Annotated in this window: 16 protein-coding genes and 1 pseudogene; 9 read left to right on the top strand and 8 right to left on the bottom strand. The window is 74.3% G+C overall.

Going from position 1 to position 17287, the window contains the following annotated elements; all coding sequences use genetic code 11:
• Positions 1-206 (top strand): annotated as a pseudogene (locus tag ACFSHS_RS17390) (DUF427 domain-containing protein); the annotation flags it as partial.
• Between the two features lie 25 nt (positions 207-231).
• Here ACFSHS_RS17390 and ACFSHS_RS17385 read toward each other — a convergent pair.
• The gene (locus ACFSHS_RS17385; RefSeq protein ID WP_376878769.1) at positions 232-846 is read right to left on the bottom strand and encodes a TetR/AcrR family transcriptional regulator; all 615 of its coding nucleotides are present in this window, start codon (positions 844-846) and stop codon (positions 232-234) included.
• A 138-nt stretch (positions 847-984) separates the two neighbouring features.
• Here ACFSHS_RS17385 and ACFSHS_RS17380 point away from each other — a divergent pair, with 138 nt between their 5' ends.
• Together ACFSHS_RS17380 and ACFSHS_RS17375 are read left to right on the top strand one after the other, a co-directional pair.
• On the top strand, positions 985-2097 hold the full coding sequence (locus ACFSHS_RS17380; RefSeq protein ID WP_376878767.1) for an EAL domain-containing protein: 1113 nt from the start codon (positions 985-987) through the stop codon (positions 2095-2097).
• A gap of 66 nt (positions 2098-2163) precedes the next feature.
• On the top strand, positions 2164-2502 hold the full coding sequence (locus ACFSHS_RS17375; protein ID WP_376878765.1) for a hypothetical protein: 339 nt from the start codon (positions 2164-2166) through the stop codon (positions 2500-2502).
• Between the two features lie 108 nt (positions 2503-2610).
• On the opposite strand, the gene ACFSHS_RS17370 is transcribed toward ACFSHS_RS17375, so the two are convergent.
• Positions 2611-3210: a histidine phosphatase family protein gene (locus ACFSHS_RS17370; RefSeq protein ID WP_376878763.1), complete on the bottom strand. Its 600-nt coding sequence runs from the start codon at positions 3208-3210 to the stop codon at positions 2611-2613.
• Between the two features lie 132 nt (positions 3211-3342).
• Between ACFSHS_RS17370 and ACFSHS_RS17365 the strand changes: the two genes are divergently transcribed.
• Complete coding sequence (locus ACFSHS_RS17365) at positions 3343-4197, top strand: aldo/keto reductase (RefSeq protein WP_376878761.1); 855 nt, start codon at positions 3343-3345, stop codon at positions 4195-4197.
• 4 nt (positions 4198-4201) lie between these two features.
• Here the strand turns inward: ACFSHS_RS17365 and ACFSHS_RS17360 are convergent, their stop codons facing one another.
• Entirely contained in the window at positions 4202-4645 is a 444-nt protein-coding gene (locus ACFSHS_RS17360) for an STAS domain-containing protein (protein WP_376878759.1), read from the bottom strand.
• 160 nt (positions 4646-4805) lie between these two features.
• Here ACFSHS_RS17360 and ACFSHS_RS17355 point away from each other — a divergent pair, with 160 nt between their 5' ends.
• From ACFSHS_RS17355 to ACFSHS_RS17345, 3 genes are all read left to right on the top strand, one after another.
• Positions 4806-5960, top strand: a complete 1155-nt coding sequence (locus ACFSHS_RS17355; RefSeq protein ID WP_376878757.1) for an acyl-CoA dehydrogenase family protein — start codon at positions 4806-4808, stop codon at positions 5958-5960.
• The gene (locus ACFSHS_RS17350) at positions 5953-6627 is read left to right on the top strand and encodes a PaaI family thioesterase (RefSeq protein WP_376878755.1); all 675 of its coding nucleotides are present in this window, start codon (positions 5953-5955) and stop codon (positions 6625-6627) included. The genes ACFSHS_RS17355 and ACFSHS_RS17350 overlap by 8 nt, the downstream gene beginning before the upstream one ends.
• Before the next feature lie 65 nt (positions 6628-6692).
• On the top strand, positions 6693-8207 hold the full coding sequence (locus tag ACFSHS_RS17345) for an AAA family ATPase (RefSeq protein WP_376878753.1): 1515 nt from the start codon (positions 6693-6695) through the stop codon (positions 8205-8207).
• 32 nt (positions 8208-8239) lie between these two features.
• Here ACFSHS_RS17345 and ACFSHS_RS17340 read toward each other — a convergent pair whose 3' ends face one another.
• On the bottom strand, positions 8240-9358 hold the full coding sequence (locus tag ACFSHS_RS17340) for an NAD-dependent epimerase/dehydratase family protein (protein ID WP_376878751.1): 1119 nt from the start codon (positions 9356-9358) through the stop codon (positions 8240-8242).
• A 71-nt stretch (positions 9359-9429) separates the two neighbouring features.
• Between ACFSHS_RS17340 and ACFSHS_RS17335 the strand changes: the two genes are divergently transcribed.
• The gene (locus ACFSHS_RS17335; RefSeq protein ID WP_376878749.1) at positions 9430-9780 is read left to right on the top strand and encodes a VOC family protein; all 351 of its coding nucleotides are present in this window, start codon (positions 9430-9432) and stop codon (positions 9778-9780) included.
• 202 nt (positions 9781-9982) lie between these two features.
• Here the strand turns inward: ACFSHS_RS17335 and ACFSHS_RS17330 are convergent, their stop codons facing one another.
• The 3 genes from ACFSHS_RS17330 to ACFSHS_RS17320 form a co-directional block, all read right to left on the bottom strand.
• A complete protein-coding gene (locus ACFSHS_RS17330) occupies positions 9983-11347 on the bottom strand; it encodes an MFS transporter (RefSeq protein WP_376878747.1) in 1365 nt (454 codons plus the stop codon).
• A 71-nt stretch (positions 11348-11418) separates the two neighbouring features.
• Positions 11419-12831: a hypothetical protein gene (locus ACFSHS_RS17325; protein WP_376878745.1), complete on the bottom strand. Its 1413-nt coding sequence runs from the start codon at positions 12829-12831 to the stop codon at positions 11419-11421.
• Positions 12832-12978: 147 nt separating this feature from the next.
• A complete protein-coding gene (locus tag ACFSHS_RS17320) occupies positions 12979-13809 on the bottom strand; it encodes an alpha/beta fold hydrolase (protein ID WP_376878743.1) in 831 nt (276 codons plus the stop codon).
• A 302-nt stretch (positions 13810-14111) separates the two neighbouring features.
• On the opposite strand from ACFSHS_RS17320, the gene idi reads away from it, so the two are divergent.
• Positions 14112-14642 (top strand): isopentenyl-diphosphate Delta-isomerase, encoded by a 531-nt coding sequence (gene idi, locus ACFSHS_RS17315; RefSeq protein ID WP_376878741.1) that lies wholly within the window; start codon positions 14112-14114, stop codon positions 14640-14642.
• A gap of 2 nt (positions 14643-14644) precedes the next feature.
• Here the strand turns inward: idi and ACFSHS_RS17310 are convergent, their stop codons facing one another.
• Positions 14645-17287, bottom strand: a complete 2643-nt coding sequence (locus ACFSHS_RS17310) for a putative bifunctional diguanylate cyclase/phosphodiesterase (RefSeq protein WP_376878739.1) — start codon at positions 17285-17287, stop codon at positions 14645-14647.

The raw sequence follows: 17287 nt of genomic DNA, 5'->3' as shown, positions 1-17287 counted from the left end.
TGGCCGCCGTCGCATGGTCGTACGAGGACCCGAGCCCCGGGTACGAGCACCTGCGCGGAGCGCTGGCCTTCTATCCCGGGCGGGTCGACCGGGCCACCGTCGATGGGCGGCAGGTGCGGCCGCAGGCCGGGGGCTTCTACGGCGGCTGGATCACCGACGAGGTCGTCGGGCCGTTCAAGGGCGAGGCCGGCACCCAGGGTTGGTGACCCCGAATGCGCTCGGCACCGGGCGTCAGGCCGCGGCGTTGCGGATCAGCGGGAGGACGACGGAGTCGAGCACCTCGTCCGCGTAGGCCTGGTCCACCGGCTCGCCGGTGAGCAACCAGCGCTGTACCAGCGGTGCGCTCGCGGCCTCGCCGATCAGGGCGCCGGAGACGCCCTCAGGGACCTCGCCACGTGCCTGCGCCTCCTGCCAGACCTGCTCGAAGACGTTGCGCCACTCGACCAGCGGGCCGTGGCGGAACGCGGCGGCGAGCGCGGGCTCGTGCGGCACGGTCGACAGCAGCGACAGGGTCGCCGCGCCGGCCGGACCGGTGACGATGTCGAGCAGGGACCGCAGCATCGCCCGGAGGTCACCCTCCAGCGAGCCGGTGCCAGGCGGCTGTGCCTGGGCGCGGTTGAGCTCGGAGATCGTGTCGACGACCAGGTCCTGCTTGGTGCGCCAGCGACGGTAGATCGTCGCCTTGCCGACGCCGGCCTCCGAGGCGACGGCGTCCATGGTCAGCGCTCCGTAGCCGACGTCGGCCAGCAGTCGCAGGATCGCCGAGCGGATGACCCCGTCGCGGCTGGGATCGCGGGGGCGTCCACCCCGGCTCGGGCGGACGTCGGAGGAGAGAGCGGCGGACATGGGCTGACCTTAGACAATAAAGATAGGGACGTTCCACAACTCGGCTGCGAGTTGTCCGTGTGATCACCCGGACGAGGGCGCCGCGGCCCCGCCGCGCGCCTGCCCGCGGGGCGCCCAACGGTGAGTCATCCTGCGGACGTGGGAACGATCTGCGGCGGGGTCTGCGGCTGCCGGGGGAACTGGGAGGTCCCGGGCCCGGCGACCCGAGCGCTGCTCGCCACCTCCATCGACCACGTCCTGCCGACGGTGGCGCGCCTGGCCACGGCGATGGGCGTGACCGTGCACTCGTCGCCGCACCTGGCCGAGCTCCTCGACGACCGCGGCGGGCGGCGCCTCGACGTCCTCTTCCAGCGGCTCGCGCGCGAGCTCACCGCCGCCGAGACCGAGGCGGTGCGCGTGGTCACCGACCCGCCGGGGGAGGGTGCCGCCCTCACCGCCCGGCTGCTCACCGCCCCGACCCTCGCCGTCGAGCTCGCCCGCCGCGGCGTCACCGTCGAGGTGGGCGTCCTGGCCGAGGCGGAGCTCTGGTCGGTCTACCAGCCGATCGTCTCCCTGGCCGACCGCTCGGTCGTGGCCCACGAGGCGCTGCTGCGCGGCGTGGTCGACGGCCGGGAGGTGGGTGGCGGCGACCTCTTCTTCGTGGCCGAGCAGGCCGGCTGGCTGGATCGTCTGGACCGGATCGGCCGCGAGTCCGCCGTCGTCGGCGCGGCGGACTGGCTCGGCGGTGCCGACCTGTTCATCAACGTCCACCCGACGTCGATCTACCGGCCCCAGGTCTGTCTCGCGAGCACGGAGCGTGCCGTGCACGACGCCGGTATCGCGCCCGGGCAGCTGGTCGTCGAGGTGGTCGAGTCGCACGCCATCGCCGACCGCGGGCACCTCGTCTCGGTGCTGGAGCACTACCGCTCGCTGGGCTGGCGCGTGGCCCTGGACCACGTCGCCGCCGGCTGGTCCAGCCTCTCGCTGCTGGCCGCCGTCCGGCCGGAGGTGGTCAAGCTGGACAAGGGGCTGGTCCAGGAGCTCCCGGACGACGGCGCCCGCACGGTCCTCCGGGCGCTGGTCGAGCTGGCCCACCAGCTGGGAGCCGTCGTCGTCGCCGAGGGGATCGAGACCGAGCAGCTGGCCGAGGAGGTCACCGCACTGGGTGCCGACCTGGGGCAGGGGTGGCTGTTCGGCCGGCCGGCTCGGCCCGAGCCCCCGGTGGAGGAGACGGAGGACCGCTGGCAGCCGGTCGCTCTCTCCCGGGGCTGAGTTCGGCAGCGGGCTGACATGACGGAACCGGACGTGGAGCGGCCGCGTCTGCGCGCGCTTCCCGGCGTGGCGCTGCTGGTGCTGGCGGCCGTGGTCGCCCTGGGCACGCTCGTGACGGCGTGGGCGCCATCCCTCGGGGATGGGCGCAGCCAGGTCTGTCGCGATCGCGGGGTGCCCTACACCCCGCCCGACGAGAACTGGCACACCGAGGCGACCGCATCGTGGCTGCCGCTGGGTCTCGCCTGCACATGGACGGATCCGGCGACCGGCGACGTCCTCCGCCAGGAGCCGTCATGGACGCCCACCCTCGTGATCGGCGTCAGCGTCTGTCTCGGCCTGGTCGGGGTCACGGCCGTGGGCCGGTCGCGTCTCGGGCGTGATGTCGCTGCTCACCGCAGCAACTGACGCGGTGTATCAGGCTTGACGCCCAGAAGGTCGCACCCGGCTGCCGACCTCACTCGGTGCTGACGTCGCCCGCCCGTCCGCGGGCAGGCCCGCCGGGCCGCCGACCGCTCAAGGGCAGCCGGTGTTCCAGCCGGTGAGCGCGGCCCACGAGTGCTCCCGGCCGAGGACGCCGTAGCGGCCGGTCGCCAGCGGGAACAGCGCGCCCGCTTCCGGGCCCAAGCCCAGCCAGCGCGCGGTGAGGATGCGCAGCACGTGCCCGTGCGCGACCAGGGCGACGTCGCCACCGTCGAGCAGGGGCCGGACCCGCTCGAGCACCCGGTCGACGCGCTCGGCCACCTGCGTGAGGGTCTCGCCGGGGGTGTCACCGGGAACCGTCCCGTCGGCCCACAGCGACCATGGGCGGCCGAGCTCGGCGCTGATCTCCTTCGTCGTCCGGCCCTCGTAGCCCCCGTAGTCGACCTCGACCAGATAGGGCTCGATGCGGGTGTCGACGGTGCCGTCGAGCAGGCCGGCCAGCTCCGCGGTGCGGCGCGCCCGCGCCAGCGGGCTCACGAAGGCGTGCCGCACCGCCCGGTCGGCCAGGACCGGGCCCAGCCGCCGGCCGTCGTCCTCACCGTCGGGCAGCAGCGGCAGATCGGTGAGGCCGGTGTGCTGGCCGCTCCTGCTCCACTCGGTCGCCCCGTGCCGGACGACCACCACCTCACCCATCGGGCCTCCTCGGCGTTCCGTGCCTCGGGTCACGTGCCGGGGTGTCGGGAAGAGCGCCGCATGGCCCCGCCTTGCCCCTGGCAGCGCCCACGGCCATCGGGACCGCGGGCAGGACGAACGTCAGGAGCATGCATGACCACGGTCGCGCCCAGTGACATCTTCGCCATCGGCGGGAACCTGCCGGTCCACCGGCTGGGCTACGGCGCGATGCAGCTGCCCGGCCCCGGCGTCTGGGGCGAGCCGGCCGACCGGGACAACGCCGTCCGCGTCGTCCGCAGCGCGGTCGAGCAGGGGGTCGACTTCATCGACACGGCGGACTCGTACGGGCCCCTCGTCAGCGAGCAGATCATCGCGGAGGCGCTGCACCCCTACCCGGAGGACCTGGTCATCGCGACCAAGGCGGGCCTGGTGCGCACCGGCCCTGGGGAGTGGCACCCGGTGGGCCGGCCGGCCTACCTCAAGCAGCAGGTGGAGCTCTCGCTGCGGCACCTGAAGGTCGACCGCATCGACCTGATCCAGCTGCACCGCATCGACGCCGAGGTCCCGCTGGCCGACCAGCTCGGGGCCTTCAAGGAGCTGCAGGAGCAGGGCAAGGTGCGGCACATCGGCGTCTCCGAGGTCTCGGTGGAGGAGCTGACGGCCGCCCGCGAGATCGTCGAGATCGTCAGCGTCCAGAACCTCTACAACCTGACCAGCCGCCCGAGCCAGGACGTGCTCGACCACGCCACCGCCGAGGGCATCGCCTTCGTCCCGTGGTTCCCCATCGCCACCGGCGACCTGGCCGCCCCCGACAGCCCCGTCGCCGACATCGCCCGCGAGCTGGACGCCACGCCCTCGCAGGTGGCGCTCGCCTGGCTGCTCCAGAAGTCGCCGGTCGTCCTCCCGATCCCGGGCACCAAGTCCGTCGACCACCTCACCGAGAACATGGGCGCGGCGCGGCTGACCCTCTCCGACGAGGACATGGCCCGCCTCGACGCGCTGGCCTGAGCCCTCAGCGCCCGCGGCCCGCGGTGGCCAGGGCGTTCCGCCGGGCCGCGGCGTGCCCGCGCACCGGGCGGCGGGCCGGCACGCTGTCGCGCCCGCCCCCGTGGCCGGCCGCTGCCCCGGTGCCGCCCGGGGCGATCCCGTCGAGCTGGAGACGGTCGGCCAGGTTGGCCATGCCGATCAGACGGCGGGTCGCCGGCAGCGCGCCCACGATCCGGCAGGCCCGGCCCGCCGCGGACAGCTCCCGCGTGCAGTCCGCCAGCGCGTGCAGCCCCGAGCAGTCCCAGAAGCGGGCGGCCGCGATGTCGACGACGACCTGCCGGGTGCCCAGCCCCGCGGCCTGGGTGAGCGCGTCGGCGACGAGGGAGACGGTGGACAGGTCGACCTCACCGGTGAACCGGACGACCACCTGGTCCGGCGCGGGAACCAGGGCGGCGTTGAGCTGGGGCACCGTGCCTCCGGTCGTCGGATGAGTCCGCCCGAAGAGGGGCGCCGTCGATCCGAGCCTAGGCGGTTCCCTTTGCAGGCACAACGGAGTGCGACGACGTGACCGCGCGCGGCTCGAGCACCCCCACGGCTCCGGCGGGGGAGACAGGCGTCACCATGACCGGGTGGACGCTGATGACTTCCGCCAGATCCGGGACGCCGTGCGTCAGCTGGTCCGCGAGTCCGTCGTTCCCCGCGAGGAGCAGATCGAGGACGAGGACCGGATCCCCGACGAGCTGAGGGCCCGGGCCGCCGACATGGGCCTGTTCGGCTACGCGCTGCCCGAGGAGTACGGCGGGCTCGGGGTGACCATGAGCGAGGACGTCCAGCTCGCCTTCGAGTTCGGCTACACCACCCCGGCGTTCCGCTCCCTCTTCGGGACCAACAACGGGATCGCCGGCCAGGTCATCGCCCGGTTCGGCAGCGAGGAGCAGAAGAAGGCCTACCTGCCCCGGCTGGCCGCCGGGGAGCTCATCGGCTCCTTCGCGCTGACCGAGGCCGAGGCCGGTTCCGACCCCGCCGGACTGCGGACGACCGCCCGCCGGGACGGCGACGAGTGGGTGATCGACGGCAGCAAGCGCTACATCACCAACGCGCCGCTCGCCGACCTGTTCGTCGTCTTCGCCCGCAGCAACCCCGACGAGCGCGGGGGCCGCGGCATCTCCAGCTTCGTCGTCGAGACGGCCACCCCCGGGGTCACGGTCGGACCGCGGGACAAGAAGATGGGCCAGTCCGGCGCGTGGACGGCCGAGGTGTTCTTCGACGACGTCCGCGTGCCGGCGCACGCGCTCATCGGCGAGGAGGGCCGCGGCTACTCGAAGGCGCTGACGGTCCTCTCCCGCGGCCGGCTGCACATCGCCGCCCTCTGCGTCGGCATGGCCCAGCGGGTGCTCGACGAGTCCGTCGCCTACGCCGCGACGGCGAAGCAGGGCGGCGCACCGATCGGACGCTTCCAGCTGGTGCAGGCGATGATCGCCGACATGCACGCCGAGCTGCTGGCCGGCCGCAGCATGGTGCGGGAGGTCGCCGCCCGGTACGACAGCGGCGAGGACACCTCCGTCGGCCCGTCGTCGGCCAAGCTCTTCTGCACCGAGATGGTCGGGCGGGCCACCGACTCCGCCGTCCAGATCCACGGTGGCCTGGGATACCTGCGCACCACGCCGGTGGAGCGCTTCTACCGCGACGCCCGCCTCTTCCGGCTCTACGAGGGGACCAGCGAGGTGCAGCGGGTCATCGTGGGTGGCGCCCTGCTGCGCGAGGCCGGCATGCAGCGTGGCTGAGCTCATGCCGGAGGAGCGCGCCGTCCGCCGGGACGCCGTCGGCGCGCTCGGCTCGGCGCTGCGGGACCTGCTCGACGCCGCCGTGCGGACCGAGGTCCCCGTGGACGAGCTCGCCGCGGCGACCGAGGTCGCCCGGCAGCTGGCCGGTCGGTTGCGCGCCGACAGCCGTGGCCTGCACGACATCGCGAGCGTCGACGACCCGGAGACCGGGGAGCGCTGGTACAGCCCGGTGTACGGGCCGGGCAACCCGGTGGCGCCCCCGATGGTCGCCACCGACTCCCCGGACGGACGCGCCACCGGCCGGGTGACCCTCGGCAAACCGCACGAGGGGCCACCCGGACTGGTGCACGGCGGGGTCGTCGCCACGCTGCTCGACCACGTGCTCGCCCGGGCGCTGCGGGCCGCAGGGCGGGGCGGGCTCACCGCGACGCTCACGGTGACCTACCGCCGGCCGGTCCGGCTGGGGATCCCGCTGATCGCGACCGCGGAGATGGGCGCGACCGACGGGCGCCGGACCACGGCGACCGCCCGGCTGGTCGCCGAGGACGACCCCTCCACCACGCTGGCCGAGGCGGAGGGACTGTTCGTGGCGCTGCGCCCCGAGCGGGCCGCCGACGTCTTCGCGCCGACCGGGCGGGACGTCGCCGCCTGGACCACCCGCCGCTGAAAAGTCGTAGGTGTACCGGCCGGTTCCGGCTACCGTCCGCCCAACGACGCAGCGGAGGGACGACGGTGACCCGAGAGTTCGGCTGGACCGCCTTCGGCCCCCGGCCCGGCGGCCACGTCCCGCCGGCGCCCCGGGACGCACGACCGGAGCTGGCCGACGTCGGGCGCCTGGTCCGCCGCGGGATGCGCGCCGTCGTCGGAGCGGCGCGCGCCGGGGAGCGCATGACCCTGGCCGGCATCCTGGTCGCGCACCTGCGCGTGGACGTGGCCGCCCTGGAGGTCGTGGAGGAGGCGTGGCCGGGGTACGAGCACGTCAACGTGCAGGCGGGGCTCGACGCGTGGCTGGCCGAGCCGGGGCGGTCGGCGGAGCTGGTCGGCGTGGTCGGCCACCAGCACCAGCCCTTCGGGCTGGGCGAGCTGCTGGCCGATCCCGATCGGCCGGGGGACCCCTACGGTCCCCGTCCCGGGACCGCCGCGCGCGTCAACCTGGCCTGCGGCCCCGACGGCCTGGTCCGCCCCTGTGTGCGCTACGGGATCTACCTGGTGACCGAGGGGGAGGTCCGCACAGCCGTCCTGCTCCGCGCGGCCGCGCCCGAGTTCGGCCGGGACCGGATGTCGGTGCAGGTGGTGAGCACCGACCCGGCGACCGCGACGCGCTCGGCGGCCGGCATCCGCGAGGCGGCGCGGGCCCACAACGTCTTCCGGGGCCAGGTGCTCAGCTTCGGGCAGGAGATCTTCGGGCACGGTCAGACGCTGCTGCAGTTCCACCGGCGACCCGCTCTCCGCGCGGACCAGCTGGTCCTGCCCGGGGAGACGCTCGCCGCGGTGCAGCGGCAGGTGGTCGAGGTCGCGCGGCACAAGGACCGGCTCCTCGCGGCCGGTCAGCACCTCAAGCGTGGACTGCTGCTCTACGGGCCGCCCGGCACCGGCAAGACCCACACGGTCCGCTACCTCATGAGCAGCCTGGCCGGGACGACGGTCATCCAGCTCACCGGCAACGCGCTGCACCTGATCGCCGAGGCGTGCTCGGTGGCCCGCGCCCTGCAGCCGGCGATGCTGGTCATCGAGGACGTCGACCTGATCGCCGAGGACCGCGGCATCCATCCGGGCCATCACCCGTTGCTGTTCCAGCTGCTGAACGAGATGGACGGGCTGGCCGACGACGCCGATGTCGTGTTCGTCCTGACGACCAACCGGGCCGACCTGCTGGAACCCGCGCTGGCCGCCCGGCCGGGCCGCGTCGACCAGGCCGTGGCGCTCGAGCTGCCCGACGCCACCGCGCGCCGCGCGCTGTTCGAGCTCTACCGCGGCCCACTGGAGGTGGACACCTCCCGCATGGACGACGTGCTGGCTCGCACCGAGGGCGTGACGGCGTCGTTCCTGAAGGAGCTCCTGCGTCGCGCGGCCCTGCTGGCGGCCACGCGTGCCGGCGACGAGGAGCGGGTGGAGGTATCGGCCAGCGACCTCGAGGCGGCCCTCGACGAGCTGCTCGACACCCGCAACGCGATGACCCGGACGCTCCTGGGGGCGGCCCCGGCGTTCCCCGCGGCCACGCGCCCGCCCGGCCCGGGCCTCGCCTGACGGCGGGATCCGGGGCGACCGGCCGGCGCAGGTCAGTTCGCGCGCGGGCCCGGTGCGTTCGCGGGGTCGCCGGCCGGATCGCGGGACGGTCCGTCCTCGGGGCGCAGCAGCGGGCCCGGCGCTCCCTCGCCGCGGCCCAGCGCGGCCACGAACTGGGGGAGGATCTCGTCGCCGCGCTGGAACGGAGCCCAGTCGAGCAGCTTGCGCGCGCGCGTGGTGTCCAGGGCCGGCAGCTGGGTGCCCATGTCCAGCCAGCCCGGCTCGGTGGGGACGAGGTGTGCGCTGAACGCTGCCTGCAGTGCCGTGCGGAGCACGACGGCGGGCACGGGCACCCGCACCGTGCCGAGGACCCGGGCGATCGCGGCGGCGTCCATCAGCGGCTCCGCGGCCAGGTTGAACGGTCCCGGTGCCTGCCGGTCCAGCATCCGTTCCAGGGCGTCGGCGACGTCGTCGGCGTGCACGAAGGCGACCGCCAGGTCGGGCAGGGGCAGGGGCAGCAGGCGCGCGACGCGGCCCGGCAGCAGGCGGGCCGCCGAGTACACCAGCGGCCCGAGGAAGTAGCGGCCGATCTCACTGCCGGCTTCCGGCTGGAGGACCAGCGTCGGGCGGACGACGGTCAGCGTCATCCCGGGATGCCGGCCCGCCACCGCGCGGACGACTCGTTCGGCCTCGGACTTGTCGCGGCTGTACTGGGAACTCGGGATGCCGGTGGTGGGCCAGTCCTCGGTCACCCGCTGACCGACGGCTCCGGGGGCGTACGCGCCGATGGAGGAGAGGTGGACGAACTGCTGCGCGCCGGCCGCGGCGGCGGCACGGATCACCCGCCGGGTGCCCTCGACGTTCACCTGCCGCAGGTCGTCGGGCCGGCGTCCCGGCTGCAGCGCCCAGGCGAGGTGCACCACGGCGTCGGCGCCGTCGACGAACTCGGCCAGGTCCTGCTCGCTGCCCGCCTCACCCAGGTCGGCCAGGTGCCAGCGCACCCGGTCGTACGGGGCCACGTCGGGGGGTTGCCGCCGGGCCAGGCCGCGCACCTCGGCCACCGGGCTGCCCGGGGCGGTGAGCCGGCGCAGCAGCGCCGTGCCGAGGTTCCCGCTGGCGCCGGTGACGGCGACGGTGCGGCCCTGGAGTCGGCCGGGTGAGAGGTCAGCCATGGAGTTGCGCTACCCCCGCGCCCCGCCGTCAACCGGTGACGGCCACCGTCGCGCGGTCGTAGCGTGCCCACATGATCCGCGGTGCGCACGTCATCCTGTACAGCACCGACGCGGAGGCCGACCGGGTGTTCCTCCGCGACCTCCTCGGCCTGCCGCACGTCGACGCCGGTGACGGGTGGCTCATCATGCAGCTGCCCCCCGGCGAGGTGGCCGTCCACCCCGCCGAGACCTCCGGGGCGGCCGAGCTCTACCTCGTCTGCGACGACGTGGAGGCAGCCGCGGCCGAGCTGGAGAGACGCGGCTTCCCCGTCGAGGGGGGTGTGAGCGACCAGGGCTGGGGGCGCCTCACGGCCGTCCGCATGCCCGGGGGTGGGCGCCTCGGTCTCTACGAGGCGCGGCACCCCACGGCGTTCGGACCCTGACCTCCGCGGCCCGACGTCCGCGCCCGGACCTCCGGCCGGTCAGTCCGGCCCAGCGGGTGCACGTGGCCCTGCGTGCCGTCCCCGGGCACGTGGGTGCACTAAGGAACGCCGACCCGCTCGTTCCCGGGGACCACCCGGTAGCGGTCGGGAGGGAGGGACATGACGGAGGTCGTCCTGCGCGGCCGTAGGCGTCCGTGCGCGGTCAGCCGGCCGACCGGGCCGAGGCGCTCGGTACCGGGCGCGCGACGTCCTCGAGGGCGCGGCCCCGCCGCTCGGGCAGCCACCACGTGGCCAGGGCGCCGAGCACGAAGCACGCGGCGAAGGTGCCGAAGACCAGTCCGGTTCCCCCGGCGTCGAGCAGCGGCGGCACGCACAGCGGGGCGGCGATCGAGGCCAGCCGGCCGAACCCGGCGGCCGCGCCGGCTCCGGTCGCCCGCAGCGCGGTCGGGTAGACCTCGGGCGTCACCGCGTAGAGGGCGCCCCACGCCCCGAGGTTGAAGAACGACAGGACCATGCCGGTGACCAGGACCGCGGTCTCGCCGTCGGCCGCGGCGAACAACCCGGCACCGAGGGCCGAGCCGACGAGGAAGGTGGCCAGCGTGGGGCGGCGTCCCCACTTCTCGATGAGGAAGGCGGCCACCGCGTACCCCGGCAGCTGGGCCAGGGTGATGACCAGCGTGTAGCCGAACGACCGGACCAGCGAGAAGCCGTTGGCCACCAGCAGCGTCGGCAGCCAGATGAAGGCGCCGTAGTAGGCGAAGTTGATGCTGAACCAGACCAGCCACAGGGCCGCCGTCCGTGGCCGGGTCCCGGCCGCCCACAGCGCCCGGGGACCCGGCGGCGTCGTCCGCTGGGGGAGGGGCGACTCCACCGCGGCCACGCCCGCGGCCTGCTCGAAGCGCCGGACCGCGGCCTCGGCCTCCTCCACCCGCCCCCGCAGCTCCAGGAACCGCACCGACTCGGGCAGCCCCCGCCGGACGACCACGGCGTACAGGGCGGGGAGGGCGCCGATGGCCAGGGCCCAGCGCCAGCCGTCGTCGCTGCGCGGGACGACGAAGTAGCCGATCAGGGCCGACAGGGTCCAGCCGACCGCCCAGAACGCCTCCAGCAGGACGACCACCCGTCCCCGCACGCGCGCCGGGGCGAACTCGCTGACCAGTGTGGACGCCACCGGAAGCTCGGCGCCCAGCCCCAGCCCGATGAGGAAGCGGAAGACCAGCAGCGCACCGACCGACCACGACAGCGCCGCGGCCCCCGTGGCCAACCCGAAGACCAGCAGGGTGAGCGCGAAGACCTGACGCCGTCCGAACCGGTCGGCCAGCAGGCCGCCGAGAGTCGCGCCCAGCGCCATCCCGGCGAACCCGATCGAGCCGATCCACGACAGCTCGGTCGCGGTGAGCTGCCACTGCACGGCCAGGGCGGCCATGACGAAGGAGATGAGTCCGACGTCCATGGCGTCGAGCGCCCAGCCCAGCCCCGAGCCCACGACCAGGCGGCCGTGCTCGCGGGTGAAGGGCAGCCGGTCGAGCCGTTCGGCCCGGGGGAGCGGGGTCGCCGTCGCCGTCATGCACAGCAGTGTCGGTCGGCGGCGCCCCACCTGCAGACCAGGCCCGCCTACGCATCAGGGCCTGCAGCAGATCAGTCGCCGCGGCGCAGGTATTTCTTGATGCAGTGCACCACACCTTGCCGGCGGGCGAAGGAGTTGAAGTCCGCCAGCGGATGCACCTCGAAGCCGAGCTCGGTCCACAGCCGGCTCATGTGCTCGTCGATGACGGCGAGGTCGCGGTTCTCGCCGTGCCCGAACGTCGGCAGGTACACGTGCCGCCCGGCGCTCCCGCTGTTCTCGACCAGGCAGTTGTTCCAGGTGATGTGGTGCCAGTCCCGGACCGTCACGGGGGTGTCGTCCGTCGCTCCCGCGGCGGCCAGCTCACGCACGGCCTGGGCCAGCGCCGGGTCGCCGTCCTGGGCGGCCATGGCCCGCAGCTCCGCGAGCGCGAACGTGGCCCCCGGGGTGCTCCGGTGCACCAGCGGGTTCCGGCGCACCTCGAAGCCCTCCGCGGACAGGGCCGCCGCGATCTGGTCGTAGGCCTCGCGCAGCGCGTAGGGGGAGGAGGTGCCGAGCATGTCGTCGGCCATGGCCGGGTCACCCACGAGCACGGTGAACCGGCCGTCCTCGCGGCCGACGAGGGTGATCAGCATGTCGATGTGGAAGATCGGCTGGAAGTCGCCGACACCGCCCGACGGGAGGTCGAGGTAGAACCGGTCGCCCTCGCGCGCACCGCGGAGCTCGGGCACCGCGACCGGCCGGCGGGTGCCGACCAGGGTCAGCTGCCGGCCGGCGTCGACGTAGTCGCGGAACAGCTGCCGCACCGTCTCGCTGAGGTCGGCGCGGTCGGGCAGCTCGACCGGTGGGCGACCGCTCTGCAGGAGGCGCACGCTGTCGGCGAAGTAGTCGGTGCCCAGGAACCAGAAGTCGTCTCCGATGAGGCAGTTGCCGCCCTGGAAGACCAGCGGCGCCTGGGACGCCTGCATGTCGGTGTACTCCTCGACCGCGTCCGCGATCAGCGCGTCCCCGGCCCGCAGGAACTCCCACGGCTCCATCAGGTACGGCGACCCGTCCGAGGCATCGGTCAGCGCCAGGTAGGCGTCCTCCGCCCAGTCGGTGAAGGAGACGTAGTCCGGCAGCGGGACGTAGGTGACCGTGTCGGTGTGGCCGGCGGCGCGGAACCACTCCTCGACGTCGTCGCGGCGGGATCGGGCGTGGACGACGACGAACTCGGTCCCCGGCCGGAGCGCCGAGATCACGGAGCGGTAGGCCGCGGCCGACTCCGGGTCGTCCACCGAGAAGGCCGGGACGGCGAACAGGATCCGTTCGATCCGGCCCTGCCAGGTGGAGGTCAGCCGGGGCTCCTTCAGCCCCGGTGTGGGCGGCGTGGCCGCGCGCAGGGACTCGAAGCGCTCCAGCGCCGAGTCGGCGACCGGGTCGCGGTCGGTGCGCCGGTGCAGCGGCGCATCCGGGACCAGCCGTCGGTAGAGGCTCTCGCTGACCATGTGCGTGCTCCCCCCGGGATGGCCGGCGCAGCTGCCGCCGGCGTCCTCGAGAAGAGGTGGTAGACCCGCCACGGGATACCGGTCAATGCCCCCTGGCGCGACCGCGGAGGACTTCCGGCGCCGGAGGTCCGCAGCCCTCCGGGCGGCTCAGGTCGCGCGGACGTGCGCGGTGACCAGGTCGGCCACCCGCTCGGGCGCCAGCTCGGGTATCCAGTGCGGCACGCCCTCGAGCACCTCCAGCCGGTAGGGGGCCTCGACGAACTGGTCGGCCGCCTCGACACCGGCCCGCCCCAGGAACGCGTCGTCGGTGCTCCACACGTGCAGCGTGGGTACCCGCACCCGCCCCACGGGGTCACGTCCCGACCAGGGCAGCGCGCGGTACCAGCCGAGCGCGGCCGACAGCGCCCCCGGCTCGCGCATCCGGGCGACGTAGTGGTCGACGACGTCCTCGGGCAGACCCCCGCGGCGCAGCAGCCGGCGCAGCGCGGCCCCGTCGCCGGCGAGCAGCAGTCGCTCGGGCACCAGCGGGACCTGGAACAGCGCTATGTAGAAGGAGCGCAGCGCCTGGTCGCTGCTGACCATGGCCTTCGCCATCGCCGCCGGGTGGGGGACCGACAGCACGGTCAGGGTGGTAACCCGATCGGGATGCCACGCGCCCAGGGCCCACCCCACCAGCCCGCCCCAGTCGTGCCCGACGACGTGCGCCTTCGCCAGCCCAGCGGCGTCCAGGAGGGCGAGGACGTCCGCGGTGGTCTCGCGGAGCCGGTAGTAGGACCGCCCGCGGGGCCGTGCCATGGGCGAGTAGCCCCGCTGATCGGGGGCGAGCGTGCGCAGCCCGTGCTGGTGCAGTGCGGGAGCCACCCGCCTCCAGGCCGCGGAGTCCTGCGGGAAGCCGTGCAGGAGGACGACGGGCTCGCCGTGGGAGGGGCCGGCGTCCAGGACGTCGAAGGTGAGACCGTCGCGGCGGAAGCTGTCCATGCCCGAACTGTGCCCCGACCGGCTGCGCGACCATGCACCGGGGGAGGGGCGGTCTGGTCAGGCGGCGCGAGGTCGCGCACAGTGAGCCGATGGCGGTAGGTGCGGGACGGTCGCCACGCGGTGACGCGGGCGCGGGGCGAGCCGGGTGCGGCTGCTGCGGGCGCGACCTGCCGCGGTCCGCGGTCCACGAGCTGGCCGCCACGCCGGGAGTCTTCATCTGCCGACGCTGTGCGCTGTGGGCGCTGACGCGGATCGGCCGCCGTCCGTAGCACGCACCCGGGTCGGGGACGACAATCGCCCCCGTGGAGGAGCTCATCGTCCTGGTGGACGACGACGGACAGGCCATCGGCACCATGCCCAAGCCGCTGGTGCACCACGGCGAGACCCCGCTGCACCGCGCCTTCTCGGCCTACCTCTTCGACGACGACGGCCGGCTGCTCATCACGCGCCGGGCGGTCGACAAGGCCACGTTCCCCGGCATGTGGACCAACACCGTCTGCGGCCACCCGGGCCCCGGTGAGGACGACGCCGCCGCCATCGAGCGCCGGGCGCGGTTCGAGCTCGGGCTGGGCGTGGCCGACGTCCGGCCGGCCCTGCCCGGGTACCGCTACCGCGCGGAGTTCCGCGGCGTCGTCGAGAACGAGATCTGCCCGGTCTACCTGGGCCGGTTCACCGGCTCGCCCGCTCCGGACGCCGCCGAGGTCGAGGAGTGGGAGCTGCTGGACTGGGCCGGCTTCCGCCGGCGGCAGGAGACCGAGGGCGACGCGTGGTCGCCCTGGTGCCGGGAGCAGGCGCGCATGATCGAGGACGCCGGGCTGGTGCCGTCGACCTAGGCTCAGGCCGAGGCCAGCTCGCCGGCCGTCCCGGGCCGGTCCTCCTCCAGCGACCGGGGACCGATGATGCCGGAGAGCCACGACTCCGCCACCAGCGTGCCGACGGCGTCGGCCTCGATGGGGCGCGAGAACAGGTAGCCCTGCGCCAGGTCGCAGCCGAGGCCGGCGACGTACCGGGACTGCTCGTTGGTCTCGATGCCCTCCGCCACGGTCAGCAGCCCGAGCGTGCCGGCCAGTTCCACGATCGCGCGGGTGATGACGTCGTCGTGGGCGTCGCGTCCGAGGCCGTCGACGAACTCGCGGGCCACCTTGAGCATGTCGATCGGGAATCGCCGCAGGTAGGCCAGCGACGAGTAGCCGGTGCCGAAGTCGTCGATCGCGATGCGCACGCCCAGCGCCTTGAGCTGCCAGAGCGTGGCGGCGGCGGCGTCCCGGTCGTGCATGAGCACGGTCTCGGTGATCTCCAGGACCAGCCGGTGCGGCTCCAGGCCCGAGGCGGCCAGCGCCGCCGCGACCTGGTCGACGATCCGGTCGTCGGCCACCTGACGTGCCGAGAGGTTCACGGTGACCAGCAGGTCGGCGTCGGCGGGTGCCTGCGCGACCCATCGGGCGGCCTGCCGGCAGGCGTCGTCCAGCACCATGGCGCCGATCTCGGTGATCAGGCCGCTCTCCTCCGCCAGGGCGATGAACTGGTCCGGTGGACGCGTCCCGTCGATCGGGTGCTGCCAGCGGACCAGCGCCTCCGCGCCGATGGGGCGACCGGTGCGCAGGTCGACGAGCGGCTGGTACACCGTCCGCAGCTCGCCGTCGCGGATCGCCGCGGCCAGCTCGGCCGCGGCGTCCTTGCCCGTGTCCGCGGCGGTGCCGAGCCCGGGCTCGTACACCAGGAAGTCGGTTCCCGGAGCCCGCTTGGCCGCGTACATCGCGATGTCGGCGCCCCGGATGAGGGCGTCGGCGTCGGGGGTCTCGACGTCGCCGATGGCGACGCCGATGCTCGCACCGACGGTGGTCACCACGCCGTCGCCCAGCAACACCGGGACGGCGAGCTGAGCGCGGATCCGCTCGACGACGCGGGCGACGCGGAAGCGGTCGACCGGACCGTTGAGCAGGACGACGAACTCGTCGCCGCCGATCCGAGCCGCGGTGTCGGCCGGGCGCAGGCACCCGCGCAGGCGGTCGGCGACGGTGCGCAGCAGCGCGTCACCGGCCTCGTGGCCGAACGTGTCGTTGACCGGCTTGAAGCCGTCCAGGTCCAGGTACACGACCGCGGGCCAGACCCGGGTCCGGCCGGCGACGTCCACGGCCTGGCGCACCCGGTCGAGGAACAGCGTCCGGTTGGGCAACCCGGTGAGGGGGTCGTGCAGTGCCTGGTGGCGGAGCTGCTCCTTGAGGTCGGTGACCTGGCGGAGGTTCTCCTCGAGCCGTCCACGCTCCAGCGACGTGGCGACGTGGCGGGCGAAGGTGTCCAGGAGGGCCAGGTCCCGCGACGTGAAGGTGGTGACGTCGCCGATGCGGCCGCCGACGAGCAGCAGACCGTGGACGCGGTCCTCGGTGCGCAGGGCCGCGGCGACGGCGTCCTTGAGGCCGCGGTCGGCGGCGTAGGTGTCCAGCGGCGTGTCGCGGCCGGTCCCGGTGCGAGTGGTCAGGGCGCCCGAGGCCGTGGCCAGGCGCAGCAGCCGCAGGTGGTCCTGGTCGTCGTCCAGCGGAGCCATGACGATCGGCTCGGCGCCCTCGCGGCTCCGGGTCACGGTGGCGCCCTCACGGCCGGCCGGGCCGAGCAGCACGAGTTCCGCCATCTCGGCCCGGAAGGCCGAGCGCACCGAGTCGAGGAAGTCGCCCAGCGCCTCCTGGGTGTCGCCGGTGTGCAGCAGGGAGGTGACCTCGTGCAGCAGCTGCAGGTTGTCCTGCTGCTCCTTGGCGCCGGTGTAGGCGCGGTAGGCGACGACGATGAGCAGCGTCGGCAGCGCCAGCAGGGCCAGGGCCGCCGGGTCGTTGACGACCGTGCGGGCCACGACGAGCCCCATCCCGGCCGAGCCCAGCGCGAAGGGGACGGACAGGCCCAGGAGCTCCACGAGCTTCCGACCGTCGGCGCGGCCCTCGAGGATGGTCATGATGCCGAAGATGCACAGGTCGGCGGTGAGGGTCGCGGACAGGACGGCGACCAGCGCGGCCAGCCAGTCCAGCTGGGGGCCGAGCCCGGCCGACAGACCGTGGAAGACGACCAGCGACACGCCGGCGCCGAGAGCGTACTCGGCGACGTTGAAGGCGAGCTTCAGCCCGCGCTGACGCCGGTGCAGGATGAGGGCCGCACCGGATCCCAGGGCCATCGCCGTCACCAGCTGGGTCGGCGTGGCCAGGAAGAGGGCGACGGCCAGCACGAGGTCGCCCATGGAGAAGCTGTGGGCGTCCCGCTTCCACTGCCAGTGGACGACGAGGACCTCGCCGAGGGCGAAGGCGCCCGCCCAGAGCACCCACGGCAGGTTCAGGGCCGTGGGTGCTCCGGGCAGCGAGCGGACGACGATGACGAACAGCGCCACCGCGGCCACTGCCACGGTCGCGGTGAGCAGCATGATCCGCTGGGACACGGAGAACCGGCCCAGGAACGTGTTCTGCACGGCGTCGGCGCCGTTCGTCATCGTCGTCAT

It is taken from the genome of Blastococcus deserti (assembly GCF_042682525.1).
Lineage (GTDB): Bacteria > Actinomycetota > Actinomycetes > Mycobacteriales > Geodermatophilaceae > Blastococcus_B > Blastococcus_B deserti.
Note: the sequence above shows the minus strand (reverse complement) of the source record. Positions and strands in the feature narration are given on the sequence as shown.

What these genes read in the sequence shown, in the direction of transcription:
- ACFSHS_RS17385 (WP_376878769.1), bottom strand. Translation starts at nt 846, where the DNA reads ATGTCCGCCGCTCTCTCCTCCGACGTCCGCCCGAGCCGGGGTGGACGC.
- ACFSHS_RS17370 (WP_376878763.1), bottom strand. Translation starts at nt 3,210, where the DNA reads ATGGGTGAGGTGGTGGTCGTCCGGCACGGGGCGACCGAGTGGAGCAGG.
- ACFSHS_RS17365 (WP_376878761.1), top strand. Translation starts at nt 3,343, where the DNA reads ATGACCACGGTCGCGCCCAGTGACATCTTCGCCATCGGCGGGAACCTG.
- ACFSHS_RS17340 (WP_376878751.1), bottom strand. Translation starts at nt 9,358, where the DNA reads ATGGCTGACCTCTCACCCGGCCGACTCCAGGGCCGCACCGTCGCCGTC.
- ACFSHS_RS17335 (WP_376878749.1), top strand. Translation starts at nt 9,430, where the DNA reads ATGATCCGCGGTGCGCACGTCATCCTGTACAGCACCGACGCGGAGGCC.
- ACFSHS_RS17330 (WP_376878747.1), bottom strand. Translation starts at nt 11,347, where the DNA reads ATGACGGCGACGGCGACCCCGCTCCCCCGGGCCGAACGGCTCGACCGG.
- ACFSHS_RS17325 (WP_376878745.1), bottom strand. Translation starts at nt 12,831, where the DNA reads ATGGTCAGCGAGAGCCTCTACCGACGGCTGGTCCCGGATGCGCCGCTG.
- ACFSHS_RS17320 (WP_376878743.1), bottom strand. Translation starts at nt 13,809, where the DNA reads ATGGACAGCTTCCGCCGCGACGGTCTCACCTTCGACGTCCTGGACGCC.
- ACFSHS_RS17310 (WP_376878739.1), bottom strand. Translation starts at nt 17,287, where the DNA reads ATGACGACGATGACGAACGGCGCCGACGCCGTGCAGAACACGTTCCTG.